We start from the raw sequence: 20,763 nt of genomic DNA, 5'->3' as shown, positions 1-20,763 counted from the left end.
GTTCCTTCCATCGTCACCGTTTCGTCTCCTCATTCTTGTCTGTGCTGCCTTGCGAGCTCAACTGCGCAGAAAAATCCTTCAGGGTACGGTACGCCAGTTGCCCGAACTCGAGGGCTCCCTTCATGGACGGGTGCGTTTGATCGACCTGCAACAGTGCCGGTTTTCCCGAAACGTAGGCGTTCCAATCAAGCAAGGTAACGTTCGCGTACTCCTTCGCTACCTTCGCGAGCTCCTTGTTCGAGGCAGACACGAAGGTGGACGGCGAATAGAGATTCACCAGCACAATCATGCGATCAGGGCCAAGCAGATCCATCACTTCACGGACCTTCTCCGTATCTGGCACGCCGGCGTTCGTGCCATAGGTGATGATCACTCCACGACCGATCTGGTTGGCTGCGAGCCCCTGACGCACCATTCGAGCAGCATCCTTCCACTGCATGTTGGATTTCGCGACGAAGCGGATTCCTGGCATCGCATGGACGAAGCCTCCCTTTGATGCGGCGATCATGGAATCGCCGATCGCGGTGATATCGTCAGTAGCAGGAACACTCGTGTCGAATTTTGTGGGGAGTTTTTCCCGCTGTGCGCGCGTCGCCGCTCCTTGTTCCGTGCTGGCCGGAGCCGCCGACGCCGATGGGGCGGCTGAGCTGCTCGCTTCGGCGTGAACTGGCTCAGCTTCCCCAGCTTCGATTTGGAGCGTGGTTGAGCTCTTCGCAGGCGCAAATGTGATGGCGAGGAGTGTCAGTGCAAGGAGCAACCCCACAACTCCAGCGGCGATCTTCCCTGCCCTCGAGGCACTCACTTCAGTTTTCAGCGCGTCGAATACGCGGCGGAAGCCGAACTTCCTTACCGGAGTCTCGACGAATCGGTACGAGACTTCACAGATCAGCGCTGTCAGCGCCACAGCAATCGCAGCACGGATCCAGTAAGCCGCAGTACCAATCGCCGCGGGGACCAGTGCAGTGACCATCACGAGGATCGGCCAGTGCCACAGGTACAGTCCGTATGAACGCGAACCAACCCAGCGGAATACTCGATTATCGGCGAGGCGCGCGAGTAACGATCCGGGCGCGAGCATCGCGGCGATCACCACCACCGTCAGTGAACTAACGAGAGCGATCACGCCACGATAGGCCCCCTCGGCGTCGTCCGGAAGGACGATCATCGCCACCGCAATCACCGCGAGTGCGCCCGCTCCGACCGGCTGGTTCATTGCACGCCATGTGGCAGAGCCGAGGAACGGCTCTCGAGGATCTGCCCAAATGAACGCCAACACAATTCCAAGCGCGATCCCGAACATGTGCGTGTGGGTGCCGTAGTACACGAAGGTGACATTCGCGGGATCGTAAAGCACTGCCATCAGCAACGCGGAACCGCCCGCGAGGATCGCCGCTATGGCGAGACGCTGCCAGAGTTTCGCGAGCACCGTGAGCAGAGCCAACATCACAAGCGGCCAGAACAGGTAGAACTGTTCTTCAATCGCGAGCGACCAGAAGTTCTTGAACAGCAATGGTGAAGTTTGGTCGAAATATGAGGTACCGTGCGCGATCTCGAGCCAGTTCGTGGAGAACGTCAGCGCGCCGAGAACCTGCCGACCGATTCCCACGAGCAGATCCCGATTGATCGCCCACGCGAGTGGCACGACGGTGAGGATCAGCACAACAAACGCCGGGAAGAGGCGGCGGGCACGGCGTACCCAGAACCCGCGAAGATCGAATCCGCCAGTTTTGCGCTTTTCACGCAGGATCAGAGTGGTGATGAGGAATCCGGAGATCACGAAGAAGACGTCCACTCCCAGGTATCCACCGGCCAAAATCGCGGGGCTGACGTGGTAGATCACCACAGCGAGCACTGCGAGGGCACGCAGCCCGTCCAGGCCGGCAATGTATCCGCCGTGGTCGCTCATCGACGCCGAAACTCGAGTTCCACCAGTTCCAGGGCGAGCTCCGGGCTCGCGACGCAGGCGCTGCGCGGCGCGGTTCCCGCTCGGGCGACGGGATGTGAACGTGTTGCGTGGATATTCACTCATCAGATCTTCTCCAGTGGTGCGAATCGGAGCATGAGGCGCTTGGTGGCGCCGTTCGAGAACTTAACTTTTGCGACAGTGGATTTACCCCCGCCCTCGAATGACACGACGGTTCCCGTGCCGAACGACTTGTGGCGCACGCGATCCCCAACAGCAAGGCCGCCGGTATTCTGCGGGCCCGACGCCGGCGCGGGGGCCGGGTCTGAACCGTCGAGTTTCCCAGGCGTGAAGGTGGACTTTCCGCCGTATGCTGGCGCAAAATCGGCGTCGTCGTTCCAGCGCGAACGCGAGCCGGACCTGCCAGAGCCACCCCAGCCAGAGCCTCCCCAGCCGCCGCGAAGAGATTCGACGGCGGCTTCCGAGCGACGCCAGGTGATGACGTCGGCGGGGATCTCTTCAAGGAAGCGCGACGGCGGCAGCGACTGCGGCGCGCCGTACTGCGCACGGGTGGCGGCGCGAGTGACGTAAAGGCGTTCGCGAGCGCGAGTGAGCGCCACGTACGCGAGGCGACGCTCTTCTGCGAGCTCGCGAGCCGAGCCGAGCGAGCGAATGTGCGGGAACGTGCCATCTTCCAGGCCCGTCACAAAGACGACAGGGAACTCGAGGCCCTTGGCAGTGTGGATGGTCATGAGGACCACCTGACCTTCGCCCTCGCCATCGGGAATCTGGTCTGTATCGGAAACAAGGGAGATCTGATCGAGGAATTCTCCGAGCGTGCCCTCAGGATTGAGCACGCGGAAATCGGAGGCCACCGAGTGGAGTTCTGCCAGGTTCTCCACACGCACTTCATCTTGCGGATCGTTGGATTTTTGTAGAACATCAAGGTAGCCCGAGGCGTCCATCAGATCGTCCAGAATGTCCGCAGGGGCCGCGCCAGCCTCTGCCTGAGCGCGCGCCGCCTCGAGCATCGTCACAAAGGCGGTCATCGACGCGCGGGCGCGCGGGGTGAGCCCTTCAACCTCCCCCATTTCTGGGTGCGCGACTGCCGCGAGCGCAGCACCGAACGACATGCCGAAGCGGGCCGCGTACATAGCAACGGTCTCCTCGGCCTTGGCACCGAGCCCGCGCTTGGGTTCGTTGAGAATGCGACGGATCGCCACCGTATCGTCCGGGTTTGCGACGGCGTGGAGATAGGCGATGGCGTCCTTGATTTCCTTGCGATCATAAAACTTGGTTCCACCGACAACCTTGTACGGAATTCCGGAGCGCACGAACATTTCTTCGAGCGCACGCGATTGCGCGTTCGCCCGATAGAACACCGCGAAATCACCGTACTTGTAGCCCTCGCCTCGGAGCTTATCGATCTCTTCGACCACGAACGCGCTCTCGTCCGATTCCGCATCGGCCACGTAGCCCACGAGCGGCTCGCCGCTGCCCGAATCGGTCCAAAGGTTCTTCGCGCGCCGGCCGTCGTTATTGGAAATCACGGCGTTCGCCGCAGAGAGAATATTTTGCGTGGAACGGTAGTTCTGTTCGAGGAGCACGGTCTGCGAATCCGGGAAGTCTTTTTCAAAATCCTGGATGTTGCGAATCGTTGCGCCGCGGAACGCGTAGATCGACTGGTCTGCATCGCCCACCACCGTGAGCTCACCGTGAATGGGATCTGCCTTCTCCCCTACCAGGGTTCGCACCAGCTCGTACTGGGCGACGTTTGTATCCTGGTATTCGTCTACCAGCACGTGGCGGAAGCGGCGCCGGTAATGCTCGGCGATCATCGGATTATTCCGAAGGAGCTGCACGGTTGTCATGATGAGATCATCGAAATCCATGGCGTTCGCCGCCGCGAGCCGCTTTTGGTAGCCCGTATACGCCCTGGCGAGGAGCTGTTCGTCTTTCCCATTCGCTGCCCGCTCGAACTCGGCTGCGCTGACCAGCTCGTTCTTCAAATCGGAGACCGCGCGCACGAGCTTCTTGGGCGGGTGTGCCTTGGATTCGATCCCCTCTTCGCGCGCAACGATCGTCATCAGCCGCAACGAATCGGCCGAATCGTAGATCGTGAACGTGGAGCGCATGCCGATCGCTTCGTGTTCTGCGCGCAGGATCCGCACGCACGCCGAGTGGAAGGTGGAGATCCACATGTACCGCGCCTGCGGGCCGAGCATCGCTTCAAGACGCTCGCGCATCTCCTTGGCGGCCTTGTTTGTGAAGGTGATCGCGAGGATCTCTCCGGGCGCAACCCGCCCGGTGGCGATCAGGTACGAGATACGCGTGGTGAGCACCTTCGTTTTGCCCGAGCCTGCGCCCGCCACTACCAGAACATACGGCGCGGTGGACGTGACGGCGGCTTTCTGTGCCGGGTTCAGCCCTGCCAGTAGCCGATCCGCTCCCGACGACGCCGGTGCGAAAACATTCGCGGGCGCTGAAGTTTCCGCCGGCTCGGGTTCGGCCGACGAGCGAGCCTTCGCGGCGTCGATTCGAGCGCGAAGGCGCGCCATTGCTGAAGAAAAATCATTCTCACTCATACTGCGTCTCAGTCTACTGGGCACCTCTGACAGTTTTTGGCGTGCACTTTCGGCGCGTCGATCACTTTTGCCCGATTGTGCGCAGTTTTCCTCGGGTAGAGCACAGGGGTGGGATTGTTGTGGCACTCTCGCCACAACAATCCCACCCCTGCCAGTCAGCGATTACTTCTCGCCTCGCCGACGCATCACGATCGCACCGCCGATCACCAGCGCAATGAGCGAGAGCACCAGCGCAACTTTCACCGACGCGCCAGTGAACGACAGCTCCGCCTGGCCCTTCGGCTGAGCAGCAGCCGTTCCAGCCTTCTGCGACGTGGCACCGGCCGTCGGCTTTGCAGCGACGTGCGTCTTCACTGCGCTCGTCGGTGTGCCCGACGGCGCCGACGTCGTCGGTGCAGCCGGCGCGGCCGGAGCTGTGGCCGAGTTACCCGGTGCTGGCGTGCTCCCCGGCGTCGGCGTGGCCGGAGCCGACGGCGTCGTTCCCGGAACCTTCCCCGGAACCGGCGTCTTCTCGGCACCCGGCTTACCCGGTGTCTTCTCAGCGCCCGGTGTCCCTTCGGAACCCGGTGTCTTTTCCGGAGCCGGAGCACCGGCCTCGCCCGGCTTCTCACCCTCGGGCTTTTCAGCCTTCGGCGTCGCATCCGGAGCGTCCGGACGTGCCTCGGTCACGCGGATGTCGGCAACGGAAACGCGGGTCGCGTCCTCTTGCGAGTTCTCGAGCGTCACACGCAGGTAACGCGCCTTGGTCGCACCCTGGAAGCCCATGCGACTCCAGTACTGATGGAAGGTGAGAAGCTCGCGCTTGCCGAGCTCCTCCCAGGTCTTGTTGTCGAGCGAGTACTCCACGGTCCACGAGGTCGCGCGATCGATCGGCGCAAGCTGGTCCGGAATATAGGTCACCGTATCCAGGCGCATTTCCTTGCCCAGATCGATAGTGTGAGTGGCCTTGCGCCCCTCAACAGCAACCGACGTGAACGCGTCGGAATCCATGACCGCCTCGTCGCCAGCCTTGCCGCCAAGAACCTTCACGCCCTCAGTCGGTGCGAAATAGGCGTCATCCCAATCGATCCGCAGCTGCGGAGCTGTCCACGCATACCAATCCTCGATCGACGTACCCTTCTCGCCAACCGGCAGCACGTACATCGTGATCTGGTACTTGCCGCTCGGCGCCTGGCGGCGGATCTTGTCCTTGTCGATGTAGGAGCCGTCCCAGCTGAACCAGGCAGGTGCGGAGCGGAAGCGCTGGCTCGGATCAACCTTGCCGTGCACCGGGCGCGAGGAGGACCACTTCACGCCCTTGACGAACTCGGCAAGCCCGCCGTCAGCGGCGAGAATATCGGTCAGACTCAACCCGAGCGGTGTGCCAACGGTGCCGTCTTTCGCCACCGGGGCCACGTCCACCGCGATCTTTTCCACGGGAACGTTCGGCTCGAACGAGAAACGAGCCGGGTCGGTGTACATACCGGTGTTGGTGTAATCGTTGTGGCCCATCGCGTCCACAGTGGGGTCAAGATCGTAGAAATCGCGGTTCTTCAGCTCAACCTTGCCGCCGTTTGCGAGCCCGAGCACGTCGGCTTTCGCCATGTCGCCACCCACGCCCGAGAACGGGATCGACAGCGCCTGGCCGTCCCCCTTCGGCGTGAAGGTGATGAAGCCGCCATAGAAATCGCCGTCTTTCATGCCCGTTGGCGGGGTAACGACGACCTCGAGTTCCACCGACGCCTTCGGCTCGAGTGTGATCTCTGTGCCGTCGGTGGAGACTTTCGCGGCACTTGCGGCCGTGTTCTTCTCCGGCTTCGCACCCGGGCCGGTGATCGTCACGGCGTCACGGTGCAAGAGCGTATAGACGACGCGGGTGGCGCCGTTGTTGCGCACCGTCACGGTATGCTTGTTGAGGGCTTTGTCGGTGCCGACGTCGGCTGCCTGGCCGAGGTTGAGCACCGACGGCGTGATCGAGATGTTCGCCTCGATCGCGGCGCCCACGTTCACGAGGCCCGCGCCCTGGCGTGCCATCGGCTCGAGCTCGCTCTTGCCGTGGTGCCATGCCACCGGTTTCGCGGTGGTGCGCAGACGCTCAGCAACCGCGTTCGAGAGGTTCTTCGCCTCAAGCGTGCGGATTTCCGGGTGCGCTTCGAGGATCAGCGCGGCAGCGCCAGCAACGAACGGAGCCGCCATCGACGTTCCGGAGACAGTCTGGTACTGGAGTGAGCCCGTGAGCGGCCAGGTGGACCAGATGCGTCCACCCGGCGCCACGACGTCGGGCTTGAGCTCGAGGTTCGAGTTTAGGCCCCAGCTGGAAAACTCGGACACTTCACCCGCGGTTGCCACCTCGAATTCCTGATGCCCCGTGGGGAACGTAATCTCCGAACCTTCTTGGAGCGCGGCGCGCATCGCGTTTCCGTCCTTCAAGGAAACGGAAACCACCGGGATTTGCACCAGTTCGTCGCGGTCCTTCTCCGGCATCACCGAAACCGACAGTGTGCCTTCCTTGTTGTTGTCGATGATGAGCATCTTCGCGCCGCCGGCTTGCGCATTGAACGCCTTGGTGCGGAAGTTACACTTCTTTTCATCGCCTCCGCGGCGCACGATCACCGCTTTGTCTTTGAACGCGTTTTCCTTCGGTGCGCTGCACAGGAGCGCCGGATCGTCCTTGGCAAGTTCGGCCTTGCCGTAGGCGGGGGCCGCCTCAACCACAGGGAACACGTCGGTGTCGTGTGGCACCACGAGCACGGCAGCGCCTTCGCCGATGCCGTAGGGGATCTTGTTCTTCACGAATCCGTCCTTGCCAGTCATCGTGAGGAAGTGGTTAGTTTCTTTCGCGTTGTCCACCGATCCCACGGTGATCACGCCAGACGAGGTGCCCGCGCCACCCATGGTCCAGCGGCCCTTGTCGCCCACGTTGCCCTGGGCCACGATCACCGTGATGCCCTTCTTGGTAAGCTCGGCGGCAGCCACGGCTGTTGGGTAGTCGGCGAAGATCATGTAATCGGTGCCGATCGACATGTTGACGATGTCCACGCCGTCTTCCGCAGCCTTTTCCATCGCCTTCGTGATCAGCTCGGCGGTGGTGTTCGAGTTGCAACCAAAGATGCGGTAGGCGCGGATCTTGGCGTCGGGCGCGACGCCGTTGATGCCGTCGGCCTGCCCCTTCTTTGCGGCCGCGATGCCCGCAACATGCGTACCGTGGCCGGCGCAATCGTCCGGATACGGATCAGGGCTGGGGCGCCCGAGGAAGCCGCCTGTGAAGTCGTCACCGACGAAGTCGTATCCGCCGATCACCTTGTTGTTGGGGAAGTTGGGCGATTCTTTGGTATCTTCGCTGGGTTTGCCGTTGCCACCGAGATCTGGGTGGTCGTAATCCACGCCCGTATCGATGATGGCGATCGTGGTGTTCTTACCCGTGTACTTTTGGCCATTGTGACCAACGAGCACGCCGCCCTGTTCTTTCGCGTGGAAGAGCGAGGGGGTTGCGATTCCTTCAGCGATCTGTGCGGGCGTGAGCTTTGCCGGCTTTGCCTTGTCGACGATCGGGGCCGGGCGCGGCACCTCGACCACCGGGCTGATCTGCTCGACTACCCCGAGCTTCGCGATCTTCTCAAGTTCGGCCGCGGAGGCATCGATCGCGACGCCGTTCCAGAGCTTTTCGTACTTCGTGGTGACCGAGGCGTCGATGCCGTCGGTGCGCAGCTGTGCGTTGAACGCGTCCTGCGAGCGACGGATAGTGGCGGCATCGCCACCTTTCGCAACAGACGGCCCTGCGAGTTTCACGAACCATCGCTCGGGCACGTTGGTGGCGGTTTTCCCGTTCGGGAGGGTTACGCTGCGCTGGATTTTCGTTTCCGCCGACGCCGGCGCGCTCGTTGCGACGGCAGCCGGAGTGATCGCGGTGGCAACGACGACGGCGGTGGCCGTGATCGCGCCAAGGCGCTTCATATTTGTGGTGAACACTGTTTCTGCTTTCTATTCTCCCTCAGGCGTTAGCGACACTTCGAGGGGGATGTGCTAACTAAGGCAACCCTAAGTTTAGCGAGTTCTCACAGAAAAAGAACGCCAGGAGAAAAATTTCCTGGCGTTCTTTTAGAGTCACCGCGAAAAGCCGCGAGGAAACAGGGAAAAGATCACTCCCACTCGATTGTTGCCGGCGGCTTGGAGGTGACGTCGAGGACCACGCGGTTCACGTCCGGCACCTCGTTCGTGATTCGGTTCGAAATCTTGGCCAGCAGATCGTAGGGCACGCGCGTCCAATCGGCCGTCATCGCATCCTCCGAGCTCACCGGGCGCAGAACGATCGGATGGCCGTAAGTACGGCCGTCGCCCTGCACGCCCACCGAGCGCACATCGGCCAGCAGCACCACCGGGCACTGCCAGATCTCACGGTCCATGCCGGCAGCCGTGAACTCGGCACGCACGATCGCGTCCGCGGCGCGCAGAGTCTCCAAACGATCGCGGGTCACCTCGCCCACGATACGAATACCGAGGCCCGGGCCCGGGAACGGCTGACGCCACACGAGGTTCTCCGGCAGGCCAAGCTCCAGGCCAATCGCGCGCACCTCATCCTTGAACAGATCACGCAACGGCTCAACGAGCGCAAACTCGAGGTCCTCCGGCAATCCGCCCACGTTGTGGTGCGACTTAATATTGGCCGTGCCGTCGCCGCCGCCGGATTCCACAACGTCCGGGTAAAGCGTGCCCTGCACGAGGAAACCAATGTTGCGCCCCTCGGCGCCCTCTTCAGCAACGAGGCGCGCCTGCGCGGCCTCGAACGAACGAATGAACTCACGACCAATGATCTTGCGCTTCGTCTCCGGATCGGACACACCATCAAGCGCAGAAAGGAAACGCTCCGACTCGTCCACCGCAAGGATACGCATACCGCGAGCGCCCGCGTAGTCACGGATCACCTGCTCGGCCTCGCCGGCGCGCAACAGTCCGTGGTCCACGAACACGCAGATCAGCTGATCGCCGATCGCACGGTGCACGAGCGCAGCCGCAACGGAGGAATCCACGCCGCCCGAAAGTGCGCAGATCGCGTACGAATCGCCCACCTGGGCACGAATCTTGGCGATCTGATCTTCGATAATCGACGAGGTGTTCCAGTTCTTTTCAATGCCGGCGGCAGCGAGGAAGTTCTCGATCATGCCCTGGCCGCCCTCGGAGTGCTTGACCTCCGGGTGCCACTGCACGCCGTAGATCTTGCGCTCCTGGTTCTCGAATGCGGCAACCTTGGCGCCGGCCGAGCGGGCGGTCACGGTGAAGCCTTCGGGAGCGGTGGTGACGGCGTCGCCGTGGCTCATCCACGCGTTCACGTGGAGCCCCTTTTCGCCAGTCACAACGCCGTCAGCAAGCATTTCCACATCGGTGGAGCCGTACTCGGACGTGCCGGTGTGCTCCACGGTGCCACCCATCGCCTGGGCGAGCTGCTGGAAGCCGTAGCAGATACCAAAAACCGGCACCCCGGCGTCGAGAATCTCGGTAGCGAGTGCGGGCGAACCCTCCTCGTACACCGACGACGGCCCACCCGAAAGCAGGATCGCTGCCGGGTTCTTGGCCAGGATTTTCTCGCCGCTCCACGAGTGCGGGACGAGTTCAGAGTAGTAGCCGGCCTCGCGGACGCGGCGTGCGATGAGCTGGGCGTACTGTGCGCCGTTATCAATAACAAGAACAGGCTGAATATTATCCACGGGCTTAGCCTACTTTGCCCGCTCCCCTATTGCGAACCCCGCACGTTGCAGTGAGACGTATTCGTCCGCTTAGTGAGATTGCGCGGGCGAGTTTCGGGATGTTCCGCCGACGTCGGGGCTCGTTTTGCGCCATCTGCTCCGGTTTTCGTGACGCCCGCGACGCCGGCGCGCCGCTTACCCGAGAGCAAGGCGCGCGTTCGAGACGAGTTTCACCTGATCTCCGCTGATGGGGTCGTGAAACTCGAGCGTGCGCGCCAGCAACTGGAGCGGATGCGCGAGCTGGGCGGCGTCGGCGGAGAGGACCTGCGGGAAGAGCGGGTCGAAGGCGATGGGCGCACCGATCGCGGCGAGGGTGGCGCGAAGCTGGTGTGTTTTGCCTGTGTGTGGGCGCAGCATCCAGCGCGCGAGGCCATCGCCGAGCGCCTCGACGGGCGCGAGATCGGTAATCGCGTTCGGCTCGCCATCAACGACGCGGGCCGCGAGCTCGCCGTGCTCCTTTTCGAGCCGCAGCTCTACGCGTCGCCACTGGCCGAGCTCTCCGACGAGCGGGGCGATCGCCTCGTATTCTTTTTCCACGTGTCGCCCCTGAAACATACGCTGATAAGCGCCGCGGACTTCGGGCCTCTTGACGAGCAGGAGCACTCCGGCGGTTCCGGCGTCAAGGCGGTGGGCGGGCACAAGATCGTCGTTAGAGAACTGGCGCCGGGCCGCCACCACCGCGCTTCGCGCCACGTAGCCGCCGCGCGGAATCGTGGCGATTCCGTGCGGCTTATCCACCGCCACCCAGTTCTCTGTTTCGGCAACGACGGGCAGGATAATCGGCTCGGCAGGTTCGTCCGGAACCGGGCGGAACAGCCACACACGCTGGCCCGGAACGTAGGGAGCGTCGGGCGCGAGTTGCTCGCCGAAGTCGGCGAATACGTCGCCTCGAGCGAGCGCCTCGCCGCTTCCTGGCCCGAAGCGCTCCTCGAGCCAGTGGGCGAGGAGCACCGGCCCGGCGTCGGGAAGGACAACGCTCGTTGCCCCGAGCCCCGCGCGTAACGGCGGGCGCAACCCACGCTCGCGACGTCGACGCCGTTCGGTTCTGCGTGTTCCCACGTGACCTCCCTCATGTGTGATTTCCCCGAAAATCTTACCTGTCGCCAACGCGCCCGCGCGAAAAGTGGGACGATAGAACTAGTCCTGCCCTGGCAGGCACGCAATGAGGCATCCGAACTAGATTGAGGAAAAACTCGTGACCAAGAGCGTCTACTTTACCGCGGCGGAGGGTAACTCCGGCACCCGCACTGCAGCCCTCTCGTTCGTCAAGCAGCTCAAGGCTGATTACCCGAACCTGGGCGTTTTCCGTTCCTTCACCAATGGCCCCATCGAAGAGGATGCGGCCTTTATTGAGCTCCTTGAGGCCGCTGGCCGGGTCGAAGATCTCGATCGCGCGTGGGGTTCGTCGCGCCAAACCTACGTCAACGACGAGGAAGAGGCGATGAACCAGCTGGTCAAGCGCTACACCGACTACGCCGAAGGGTTCGACGCGGTCCTCGTCCTCGGTATTCTCGACGGCGATCCGTTCAACCCCGGCACGCTCGATCGCGCCGGCCGCGCCACCGCGAACCTCGGTACCACGATGGTGCTCGCCGTTTCGGGCGCACTGCGCGCACCCGGCCAGATCACCACGATCGCGAAGCTCGCAAAGTCGGTTGTGACTGAGGAGCACTCCCCCGTGTCCGCCGTCGTCGTCACGGACGCCCCGGCAGAGTTCGACCAGGCCCGCTTCGCGCAAGAAGTCGCGCCGGTGATCGCGTTCCCCGACGGCGGTTCGCGCGAGCTGACCGCAGATATGGCGGCAACGCTGAAGGCCGCGATGGAGGAAGAGTCGGATGTGATTACGCCGCTCGCGTTCCAGTCGCGCCTGATCTCGCGCGCCCGCGCCGATCGTAAGCGCATCGTGATGCCCGAATCGAGCGACGATCGCATCCTGCGCGCGGCGGACGAGCTGCTCCGCCGCGAGGTTGCGGACATCATCCTGCTCGGCGAAAAGGACGAAGTCCTCGCCCGCGCCGGCGAGCTCGGCCTGGATCTTTCGGGCGCCTCGATCGTGTCGATCTCGGACCCGGCTCTCGTGGAGAAGTATGCCACAGAGTTCGCTCGCCTTCGCGAGAAGAAGGGCGTCACCTACGAACAGGCCGTTGAAACGCTCAAGGATCTGTCCTACTTCGGCACCATGATGGTGCACATGGGCGATGCAGACGGCATGGTTTCGGGCGCGGTGAACACCACAGCGAACACGATCGTTCCGTCGTTCCAGATCATCAAGACCAAGCCCGGCGCTTCGATCGTTTCGTCGTGCTTCCTCATGCTCATGGAAGACCGCGTGTTCGTGTACGGCGACTGCGCCGTGAACACCAACCCCACCCCGGAGCAGCTCGGCTCGATCGCGATCTCCTCCGCTGAGACCGCCCAGCAGTTCGGCGTTGAGCCGCGCGTTGCGATGCTTTCCTACTCGACCGGCGCCTCGGGCAAGGGCCCAGATGTTGACGCCGTCGTGGAGGCTACCCGCGTGGCGAAGGAAGCTCGCCCGGATCTGCTCATCGAGGGCCCGATCCAGTACGACGCCGCTGTTGACAAGGCTGTGGCCGCGAAGAAGCTCCCGGGCTCTCCGGTTGCCGGCCGTGCCACCGTGTTCATCTTCCCCTCGCTCTCGGCTGGCAACATCGGCTACAAGGCCGTTCAGCGTTCCTCGGGCGCCGTGGCCGTTGGCCCGATCCTCCAGGGTCTGAACAAGCCGGTCAACGATCTGTCCCGCGGCGCGCTGGTGGACGACATCGTCAATACTGTTGCCATCACCGCAATCCAGGCGCAGGGCTGAGGCCCGCGCCACAACAAACGTTCCGACGCCGGCGTACAATCAGCGCCGGCGTCGGGAGAAACTTCCCCAAAGAAACTAAAAGGAGATTACGTGTCTGTACTCGTCATTAACTCGGGTTCGTCGTCCATTAAGTACCAGCTGGTGAACCCGGAGACCGGCGAATCGCTCGCCTCGGGTCTCGTCGAGCGCATCGGCGAAGAGATGTCGGCTCTCGAGCATAAGGTGAACGGCGAAAAGCACACGGTTGAGGAGCCGATCGCCGATCACGGCGTTGGCCTGAAGATGGTGCTCGATATGTTCAACACCTACGGCCCGAAGCTCGAGGACGCTGAGATCAAGGCTGTCGGCCACCGCGTGGTTCAGGGCGGCAAGTACTTCGACAAGGCCACAATCATCGACGATGCCGTGCAGGCCAAGATCGAAGAGCTCATCCCGCTCGCTCCGCTTCACAACGCTGCCCATCTGAAGGGTATCGAGGTTGCGCGCGAACTGTTCGACGTGCCGAACGTTGCCGTTTTCGATACCGCGTTCTTCCAGAACCTCCCGCGCGAGTCGGCCACCTACGCCCTCGATCGCGAAGTTGCGGACAAGTACGAGATCCGCCGCTACGGCGCGCACGGCACCTCGCACATGTTCATCTCGCAGACGGTGTCGGAGCTCCTCGGCCGCGACGATCTCAAGCAGATCGTGCTGCACGTGGGTAACGGCGCCTCGGTTTCCGCCGTCGTGAACGGCAAGGCCGTGGATACCTCGATGGGCCTGACCCCTCTCGAGGGTCTCATGATGGGAACGCGTACCGGCGATATCGATCCGGCCGTGGTGTTCCACCTCGCTCGCGTTGGTGGCATGTCGATCGACGAGATCGACACCCTGTTCAACAAGAAGTCGGGACTGAAGGGCCTCGCCGGCGACAACGACATGCGCATGGTGTGGGAGAAGGTCGAAGCTGGCGACGAAAACGCGAAGGAAGCCATCGAGGTGTACGTGCACCGCATCGTTCACTACATCGGCGCCTACGCCGCTGTGATGGGCGGCCTGGACGTGATCACCTGGACCGCTGGTGCAGGCGAGAACGACGATCTGCTCCGCGCCGCTGTGGCTGAGCGCCTGGCAGGCTTCGGCATCAAGATCGACGCCGAGAAGAACTCCGTGCGTTCGAAGGAAGCACGCACCATCTCCACCGAGGATTCCTCGGTTCGCGTGATGGTGATCCCGACCAACGAAGAGCTCTCGATCGCCCGCCAGGCGATGGAACTCATCTGAGCTGGTTATTGATGAAAAGCGTGGCGGGGTACCCCGCCACGCTTTTCATTTAGACTTGAGGCATGTATTGGCAGCGCCGGCGTTGGCACTGCCTGATTTTCCCGTTTTTGAAAGGACCATTCATGGCCGTTGAACTGATCACCGATGCCACCCCGGAGCTGGAGAAGGCGTTCGCCCTCCTGATCCCGCAGCTGTCGAAATCCTCCACCCCGCTCGATATTGAGGGCCTGGAGCGCATCCTCGCCTCCGATTCGCTCTCGCTCCTCGCATTCCGCTCGGAAACCGACGGCGCGATCGTCGGCATGCTCTCGCTCGTGATGTTCGAAATCCCCACGGGCGTGCGCGCCTGGATTGAGGATGTTGTGGTGGACGAGGCTGCGCGCGGCCAGGGCGCCGGGCGTGCGCTCGTCGAGGCTGCAGTGGAGCTCGCCGAGAAGCGCGGCGCGAAGTCGATCGACCTCACCTCCCGTCCCACCCGCGAGGCTGCGAACCGCCTCTACCAGCGTTCCGGCTTCGAGATGCGCGAAACCAACATTTACCGCTTCAAGAAGGCGTGAAGCACTGGCGCATCTGAGCGCCACACCTCAGCCCTGCGAAACGGCGACGCCGGTGGCTCATGTGCACCACCGACGTCGCCGCTCTTTCTCTCACAAGCACAACCTCAAGAAAGCCTCGTCATGAACTCGCCCCTGAACGCCTCCGATACCTCTGTGGTAAAACGAGCCCGCGTGGTCCTCGCCGCGATCGCAAACCCGAAATTCCGTCACAAACTCACCCAGGTACTTGCCGGTACCTGCGCCGACACCGCCAATCTCCCCTTCGACTGGGCACACGGCGAACAGATCGACACTAAACTCCTTCGCTCAACGCTAGCTGGCCTCGAGGGTCTCCTCGACGAACACCTCATCACCAGAGTCGAGAGAATCAGCATCGTACCGGCCAGAGAGGACGAGCTCCAGGCGCTCTCTGCCCAACTCATCACCACAGTATTCTCGCGAATCGCGCCACGCACGAAGCTGAGCGAAACTGAACTCAACGCGGCCCTTGCCATGTTCGTTAGTGACGTCGCGAACGTCCGCAGGGCCGCCGTCGACGCCGGTATCCTCCAGCGCACCCCAGACGGGCGCGAATACTACCTCGCCCTATAGTCGTTCAATTTTACCCACGGTAACGAGGAATAGGTGACAAGGAATAAATATATATGAGAATCTCACAAACTTGGCTGGGGCCAACCTCCATTAAATCAGAGACTTTTATCCTCAAATCGAACACCGTCCTGAATCCGCAGGAATTCGCCAATGATCATAAACGTTATCTGGCCTCAATCGACGCAGAACCAGATGAAGCCGCACACTGGTGGCATTGGCAAAAGGACAAAGTTTCGGAGCCAGGTGTTGGATGGGTATCTTTAAAACTCAACGACACCCAATTAATGCCGTTGGAGGCGTGGACAAATGTGGGAGGATTTTGGATAAACCTTCTCGGCGCTATCGATAACTACCTCAAGACGGGAGCCGGCTTTGGGGGATTTAGTGACGAGCCCGACGAGTTTTCAATCATAAAAAAAGGCGAAATTGCCTTATTTACTCTGCGCAGCTCTCAGCATGTGGTTGACCCTCAATCTTTCGTATCTTCTCTGCTTGATGGTGCATCGAATTTTTATCACTGGGCGGATACACACATAGGAACGTACCCTCCTTCTGCGATCGAAAATATTGACCGTATGCTCAATTCACTCCGAAGCAGCTAGCACGACAAGCATTGCCATTTCTTTCTCTCCGGGCGCTAGTCCAGGTGCCCGGAGAGCTTGCGCAAGCGTTCCAGGCTCGAACCGCGCAAGCCACGGATATGCACGAGCTTGCCACGATTGTGATACTTACGCGTCACCGCATCGAGCGTGGCCACCGTAGACGCATCCCAAATCTCCGCATCGGACAGATCAATAATGATCGTATGCGCACGCGTATCAAAATTAAAACGCTTCATGATCGAGGTAGCCGAAATCCAAAACAACTGCCCATGAACCGTATACGTGCGGATCTTGCCATCCCCCTCCGGCGCCTCCTCGAGCACCGTCTCCACACGAACCATGTGCGTGATCCGGCGCGTAAACCCGATAATCGCGGTCACCACACCCACACCCACACCGATCGCCAGATTCTGCGTCAGGATCGCACTGACCATCGTGGCAAACATGATGATCGATTCCGTCCACGGCATAAACTTAATCGTGGCCGGACGCATCACACCCCAATGCACCGTCTTGATACCGATCACCAGCATCACAGCCGCGAGCGCCGACGTCGGGATTGCCGCCACCACCGGCGCCAGCCCCAGGCTGAGCACCAGGATAAACACGCCACCCATGAGCGTGGCAAGGCGCGTCCGCGCACCCACCTCGCGCACCGAGATCAGCGTCTGCCCCATCATGCCGCACCCAGCCATGCCACCAAACAAACCAGACGCCATGTTTGCGATTCCCAGCCCGATCGTTTCGTGAGTTTTGTTCGAATCGGAATCGACGACGTCGTCGGCAAGTTTCGCCGTCATCAGCGAGGTAATAATCCCAATGAACGCCACCGCCAGCGAATACGGCGCGATGATCTGCAGTGTTTCGAGGGTGTAGGGCACGGCCGGTAGCCCCGGAACGGGCAGCGCTCCCCCAATCGGGCCCATATCCCCCACGCTCGGCACGCGCCATCCGGCGAGCACCGTGACCACCGTGAGCACGACGACGGTGACCAGCGGCCCGGGCAGCGCGCGAGTGATTTTTGGCCAGACGAACATCACGGCGATGCCGAGCGCGGCGAGCACCCACACCTGCCAGTTGCCCTGCGTGAACACTTTCGCTTGGGTCCACATCAGCATCAGCCCGAGCGCGTTCGTAAAACCGAGCATCACGCTGCGCCCGATGAGCTTTTCAAGGTTGGCCACGCCCACGAGCCCGAGTACGGCCTGGATGAGGCCGCCAAGGAGCACGGTGGCCATCATGTAGTCCACGCCGTAGGCGCTGCCGATCGGCGCGGTGACGATCGCGACGGCCGACGTGACGCCGGTGAGCACGGCAGGCCGCCCGCCCACGAACGCCATTGCCAGACACATCACCACCGAGGCGTATAGCCCCGCCGTTGGCGGCACACCCGCAATAATCGCGAAGGCGATCGCCTCCGGGATCATCGCAAGCGACACGGTGAGCCCGGCGATCACTTCCTTCCGTAGCCTGGTTGGAGTAGCGAACGCGTACTTGAACGACTGGAGCACCGATGTCGGCGCATATTGGCCGTCGTCAATCTCTTCCTTCGTCAGTACCCGTTCGCCGTGATCGCCGAGAACCTTCACCTGTTTGCACCTACCGAAACCGACACTCGCTGGAATTCCTTCACGTCTGAGTAGCCCGTCATCGCCATGGCGCGTTTGAGGGCCCCTACCAGGTTAGTACGGCCCGAGGCGTCCGAAGCTGGTCCGTTGATCACGGTTTCGAGGCTCCCTGCGCTCCCGACGGCGACGCGCTCGCCGCGTGGCAGGGTTGCGTGGCGCGCTTCGGCTCCCCAGTGGTAGCCGCGCCCGGGGGCTTCCTCGGCGCGCGCGAGCGCAGTGCCGAGCATGACGCCGTCGGCTCCACACGCGATCGCTTTCACGAGATCGCCGGAGGTGGAGATCTGGCCGTCGGCGATCACGTGGACGTAGCGGCCGCCGGTTTCGTCCATGTATTCGCGCCGCGCTGCCGCGACTTCCGCGACGGTGGTGGCCATCGGGACGGCGACGCCGACGGTGCGGCGGTTCGCCGACGTGGCGCCTCCGCCAAAGCCTGCGAGGACGCCGGCGGCTCCCGTGCGCATCAGGTGCAGGGCCGCGGTGTAGGAGGCCACGCCGCCCACGATCACCGGCACGTCGAGATCGTAAATGAAACGCTTGAGGTTGAGCGGCTCCGCGTTAGAGGAGACGTGCTCAGCCGAAACAGTGGTGCCACGGATAACGAAAAGATCCACACCGGCGTCGGCGACAACGTCCCAGTACTGGGAGGTGCGCTGCGGCGAAAGCGCGCCAGCAACAATCGCGTCCGCCTCGCGCAACTCGCGCAGGCGCTGGGTGATCAGCTCGGGCTTGATCGGCTCCGCGTAGGCTCGCTGGAGCACGCCCGTCGCTTCCTCCTCGCTCGCGGCGGCGATCTCCTCAAACTGGGGCGTGGGATCCTCGTAGCGGGTCCACAAGCCCTCCAGATCGAGCACTCCGATGCCGCCCAAGCGCGAGAGTTCGATCGCCGTGCTCGGGGAGGTGACCGAATCCATCGGCGCGCCGAGGATCGGAACCTCGAGGTAGTTGGCGTCAAGCTGCCAGGTCACGGACACGTCTGCCGCGTCGCGTGTACGGCGCGAGGGGACCACGGCGATGTCGTCGAAAGAATAACCAGCGGTGGCGCGTTTGCCGCGCCCAATCTCAATTTCATTTGCCACACACCAAGCGTAGCCGTTTCGGTAGCCGCGTTTCCAAAGTGTCCGCGAAAAAGTGTCGTAGGCTGGTTTTAGCATCGTGACGAGAGCAAGAACCCACGTGGGAAGGCAGAAAAATGTGGACGAATAACCCGATTATCGGCTTCGATACGGAAACAACCGGTGTGGATCCCCACACCTCACGGCTCGTCACGGCGTCGGTAGTGCTCGTGGAGGACGGGCGCACTACGCGCAACTACTGGCTGGCGGATCCGGGCGTTGAGATCCCGGAACAAGCCCAGCGCGTGCACGGCATCTCCACCGAGAAAGCGCGTGAGGAGGGCCGGCCGGTGAGGGACGTTTTGGACGAGATCGCGGACATCCTGTGCAATCACATGCAACAGGGGTTCGTCGTGGTGGCCTACAACGCTTCGTATGATCTCACGCTCATGGAAGAGGAGCTCGCGCGCCACGGCCTCGCAACGATGGCCGAGCGGCTCGGGCGCGAGGTAGGGCCGATTGTGGATCCATTCATGGTCGATAAGAGCTGCGATCGCTACCGCAAGGGCAAGCGGCGCCTGGAAAACCTCGCACAGCATTATGGCGTGGCTCAGGATGATGCGTTCCACAACGCGGAGGCAGATGTTCTCGCCACACTGCGAGTGCTCGGAGCGATTTGCCGCAAGTATCCGGATATTGCTCAAATGGACCTGGCCGAACTGGAAAAGTTACAGGTGGAAACCTACAACGATCAGCGGGATTTCTTTGACCGGCTGAACCGCGAGAAGGGGCGTCCCACCCCTCCCCGCGGCTGGCCAGTAGCTCGCGCTCAGTGAGTGCCGATCAGTAGTTCGGCGCTTTGACGGTGATCTGCACGTCGTGCGGGTGCGATTCACGCAGGCCCGCGGAAGTGATACGCACGAAGCGCCCACGCTCGGCGAGCTCGGCGATCGTGCGCGCGCCCGTGTAGAACATGGTCTGATGCAGGCCGCCCGTAAGCTGGTAGAGCACCGCCTCCACCGGGCCCTTGGATTGCACCTGGCCTTCGATACCTTCGGGAACGATCTTCTCGTCGCTCTTCACATCCGCCTGGAAGTAGCGATCCTTCGAGTAGGAGACGCGCCCGCGCGAGCTCATCGCACCGAGCGAGCCCATGCCGCGGTAGCTCTTAAAGCTCACACCGTTGATTTGGTAGGTTTCACCTGGGGTTTCATCCGTGCCGGAGAGCAGGCCGCCGAGCATCACGGTTGATGCTCCAGCAACGATCGCCTTGCCAATATCGCCCGAGTGGGTCAGGCCGCCGTCAGCGATCAGGGGAACGCCAGCCGGCTTCGCGGCGAGGGAGGCGAGGTAGACGGCGGTCACTTGGGGAACGCCGATACCTGCAACGATTCGCGTGGTGCAGATCGAGCCCGGGCCAACGCCCACCTTCACGCCGTCCGCGCCCGCGTCGATCAGCGCCTGCGCACCCTCGGTGGTGGCGATATTGCCACCGATCACGTCCACGCCTGCGAACTCCGGTGCGGCCTTGATCTTGGCAATCATCTCGAGAGCGAGGGCGGCTTCGCCGTTCGCGGTGTCCACAAACAGAACGTCCACGCCTGCGTTTGCCAACGCGAGCGCGCGCTCCCAGGCGTCACCCCAGTAACCGATCGCCGCACCAACTCGCAGACGGCCAGCAGGATCGAGTGTTGCTACGTCGGGATCAACTTCGCCCGAGGGGGCGGCCTTCACCGCGGCCACGTGCTGGGCCTGATCCTCGATCGAGAGGTTGCGGTGGATCACGCCGAGGCCACCGAGCGTCGCCATCGCGATTGCCATACGCGATTCAGTCACGGTATCCATTGCCGCCGAGAGAATCGGCATTTTGAGGGTGATGTTTTTCGTCAGAGGTGCGCTCGTATCCACTTCGGACGGGATCACGTCCGTGGCGTTCGGAAGAAGGAGCACATCGTCATACGTGAGGCCAACCAGGCCGAAAGGGTCGTTACTCATGGGCCTAGTGTAGTCCGCAGAGCGGACGGGCGCTGTGGGCCGT

General features: G+C 62.4%; 14 protein-coding genes. 6 read left to right on the top strand and 8 right to left on the bottom strand.

Annotated elements, in window-relative coordinates; translation table 11 throughout:
• Positions 1–13: 13 nt before the first annotated feature.
• The 5 genes from P8A24_RS02670 to P8A24_RS02650 all read right to left on the bottom strand — a co-directional run bounded on the left by P8A24_RS02670 (position 14) and on the right by P8A24_RS02650 (position 11,267).
• Entirely contained in the window at positions 14–2,029 is a 2,016-nt protein-coding gene (locus P8A24_RS02670) for an acyltransferase family protein (protein WP_278059461.1), read from the bottom strand.
• A complete protein-coding gene (pcrA, locus tag P8A24_RS02665; RefSeq protein WP_278059459.1) occupies positions 2,029–4,488 on the bottom strand; it encodes a DNA helicase PcrA in 2,460 nt (819 codons plus the stop codon). Before pcrA ends, P8A24_RS02670 begins: the two co-directional genes overlap by 1 nt.
• A gap of 162 nt (positions 4,489–4,650) precedes the next feature.
• Positions 4,651–8,436 (bottom strand): S8 family serine peptidase, encoded by a 3,786-nt coding sequence (locus tag P8A24_RS02660; RefSeq protein WP_278059457.1) that lies wholly within the window; start codon positions 8,434–8,436, stop codon positions 4,651–4,653.
• A gap of 170 nt (positions 8,437–8,606) precedes the next feature.
• Positions 8,607–10,160, bottom strand: coding sequence for a glutamine-hydrolyzing GMP synthase (guaA, locus tag P8A24_RS02655; RefSeq protein ID WP_278060167.1), 1,554 nt, complete (start codon positions 10,158–10,160; stop codon positions 8,607–8,609).
• A 183-nt stretch (positions 10,161–10,343) separates the two neighbouring features.
• Complete coding sequence (locus P8A24_RS02650; protein ID WP_278059455.1) at positions 10,344–11,267, bottom strand: pseudouridine synthase; 924 nt, start codon at positions 11,265–11,267, stop codon at positions 10,344–10,346.
• 136 nt (positions 11,268–11,403) lie between these two features.
• Here P8A24_RS02650 and pta point away from each other — a divergent pair, with 136 nt between their 5' ends.
• The 5 genes from pta (at position 11,404) to P8A24_RS02625 (ending at position 16,045) form a co-directional block, all read left to right on the top strand.
• Positions 11,404–13,032: a phosphate acetyltransferase gene (pta, locus tag P8A24_RS02645; RefSeq protein WP_278059453.1), complete on the top strand. Its 1,629-nt coding sequence runs from the start codon at positions 11,404–11,406 to the stop codon at positions 13,030–13,032.
• A 90-nt stretch (positions 13,033–13,122) separates the two neighbouring features.
• On the top strand, positions 13,123–14,295 hold the full coding sequence (locus tag P8A24_RS02640) for an acetate/propionate family kinase (protein WP_278059451.1): 1,173 nt from the start codon (positions 13,123–13,125) through the stop codon (positions 14,293–14,295).
• Between the two features lie 122 nt (positions 14,296–14,417).
• Complete coding sequence (locus P8A24_RS02635) at positions 14,418–14,852, top strand: GNAT family N-acetyltransferase (RefSeq protein ID WP_278059448.1); 435 nt, start codon at positions 14,418–14,420, stop codon at positions 14,850–14,852.
• A 120-nt stretch (positions 14,853–14,972) separates the two neighbouring features.
• Positions 14,973–15,443, top strand: coding sequence for a DUF2087 domain-containing protein (locus P8A24_RS02630; RefSeq protein WP_278059446.1), 471 nt, complete (start codon positions 14,973–14,975; stop codon positions 15,441–15,443).
• A gap of 53 nt (positions 15,444–15,496) precedes the next feature.
• Positions 15,497–16,045, top strand: a complete 549-nt coding sequence (locus P8A24_RS02625) for a hypothetical protein (RefSeq protein ID WP_278059444.1) — start codon at positions 15,497–15,499, stop codon at positions 16,043–16,045.
• 35 nt (positions 16,046–16,080) lie between these two features.
• Here P8A24_RS02625 and P8A24_RS02620 read toward each other — a convergent pair whose 3' ends face one another.
• Together P8A24_RS02620 and P8A24_RS02615 are read right to left on the bottom strand one after the other, a co-directional pair.
• Complete coding sequence (locus P8A24_RS02620; protein WP_278059442.1) at positions 16,081–17,634, bottom strand: SulP family inorganic anion transporter; 1,554 nt, start codon at positions 17,632–17,634, stop codon at positions 16,081–16,083.
• Positions 17,631–18,749: a GuaB3 family IMP dehydrogenase-related protein gene (locus tag P8A24_RS02615; RefSeq protein WP_278059439.1), complete on the bottom strand. Its 1,119-nt coding sequence runs from the start codon at positions 18,747–18,749 to the stop codon at positions 17,631–17,633. The genes P8A24_RS02620 and P8A24_RS02615 overlap by 4 nt, the downstream gene beginning before the upstream one ends.
• A 113-nt stretch (positions 18,750–18,862) precedes the next feature.
• On the opposite strand from P8A24_RS02615, the gene P8A24_RS02610 reads away from it, so the two are divergent.
• Positions 18,863–19,561, top strand: a complete 699-nt coding sequence (locus P8A24_RS02610) for an exonuclease domain-containing protein (protein ID WP_278059437.1) — start codon at positions 18,863–18,865, stop codon at positions 19,559–19,561.
• 7 nt (positions 19,562–19,568) lie between these two features.
• On the opposite strand, the gene guaB is transcribed toward P8A24_RS02610, so the two are convergent.
• A complete protein-coding gene (gene guaB, locus P8A24_RS02605) occupies positions 19,569–20,720 on the bottom strand; it encodes an IMP dehydrogenase (protein ID WP_278059435.1) in 1,152 nt (383 codons plus the stop codon).
• Between the last annotated feature and the right edge of the window lie 43 nt (positions 20,721–20,763).

The organism is Arcanobacterium wilhelmae (assembly GCF_029632765.1).
Lineage (GTDB): Bacteria > Actinomycetota > Actinomycetes > Actinomycetales > Actinomycetaceae > Arcanobacterium > Arcanobacterium wilhelmae.
The sequence above is the reverse complement of the archived record's forward strand: the minus strand, read 5'-3'. Positions and strand labels throughout refer to the sequence as shown.

What these genes read in the sequence shown, in the direction of transcription:
- P8A24_RS02670 (WP_278059461.1), bottom strand. Translation starts at nt 2,029, where the DNA reads ATGAGTGAATATCCACGCAACACGTTCACATCCCGTCGCCCGAGCGGG.
- pcrA (WP_278059459.1), bottom strand. Translation starts at nt 4,488, where the DNA reads ATGAGTGAGAATGATTTTTCTTCAGCAATGGCGCGCCTTCGCGCTCGA.
- P8A24_RS02635 (WP_278059448.1), top strand. Translation starts at nt 14,418, where the DNA reads ATGGCCGTTGAACTGATCACCGATGCCACCCCGGAGCTGGAGAAGGCG.
- P8A24_RS02630 (WP_278059446.1), top strand. Translation starts at nt 14,973, where the DNA reads ATGAACTCGCCCCTGAACGCCTCCGATACCTCTGTGGTAAAACGAGCC.
- P8A24_RS02625 (WP_278059444.1), top strand. Translation starts at nt 15,497, where the DNA reads ATGAGAATCTCACAAACTTGGCTGGGGCCAACCTCCATTAAATCAGAG.
- P8A24_RS02610 (WP_278059437.1), top strand. Translation starts at nt 18,863, where the DNA reads ATGTGGACGAATAACCCGATTATCGGCTTCGATACGGAAACAACCGGT.
- guaB (WP_278059435.1), bottom strand. Translation starts at nt 20,720, where the DNA reads ATGAGTAACGACCCTTTCGGCCTGGTTGGCCTCACGTATGACGATGTG.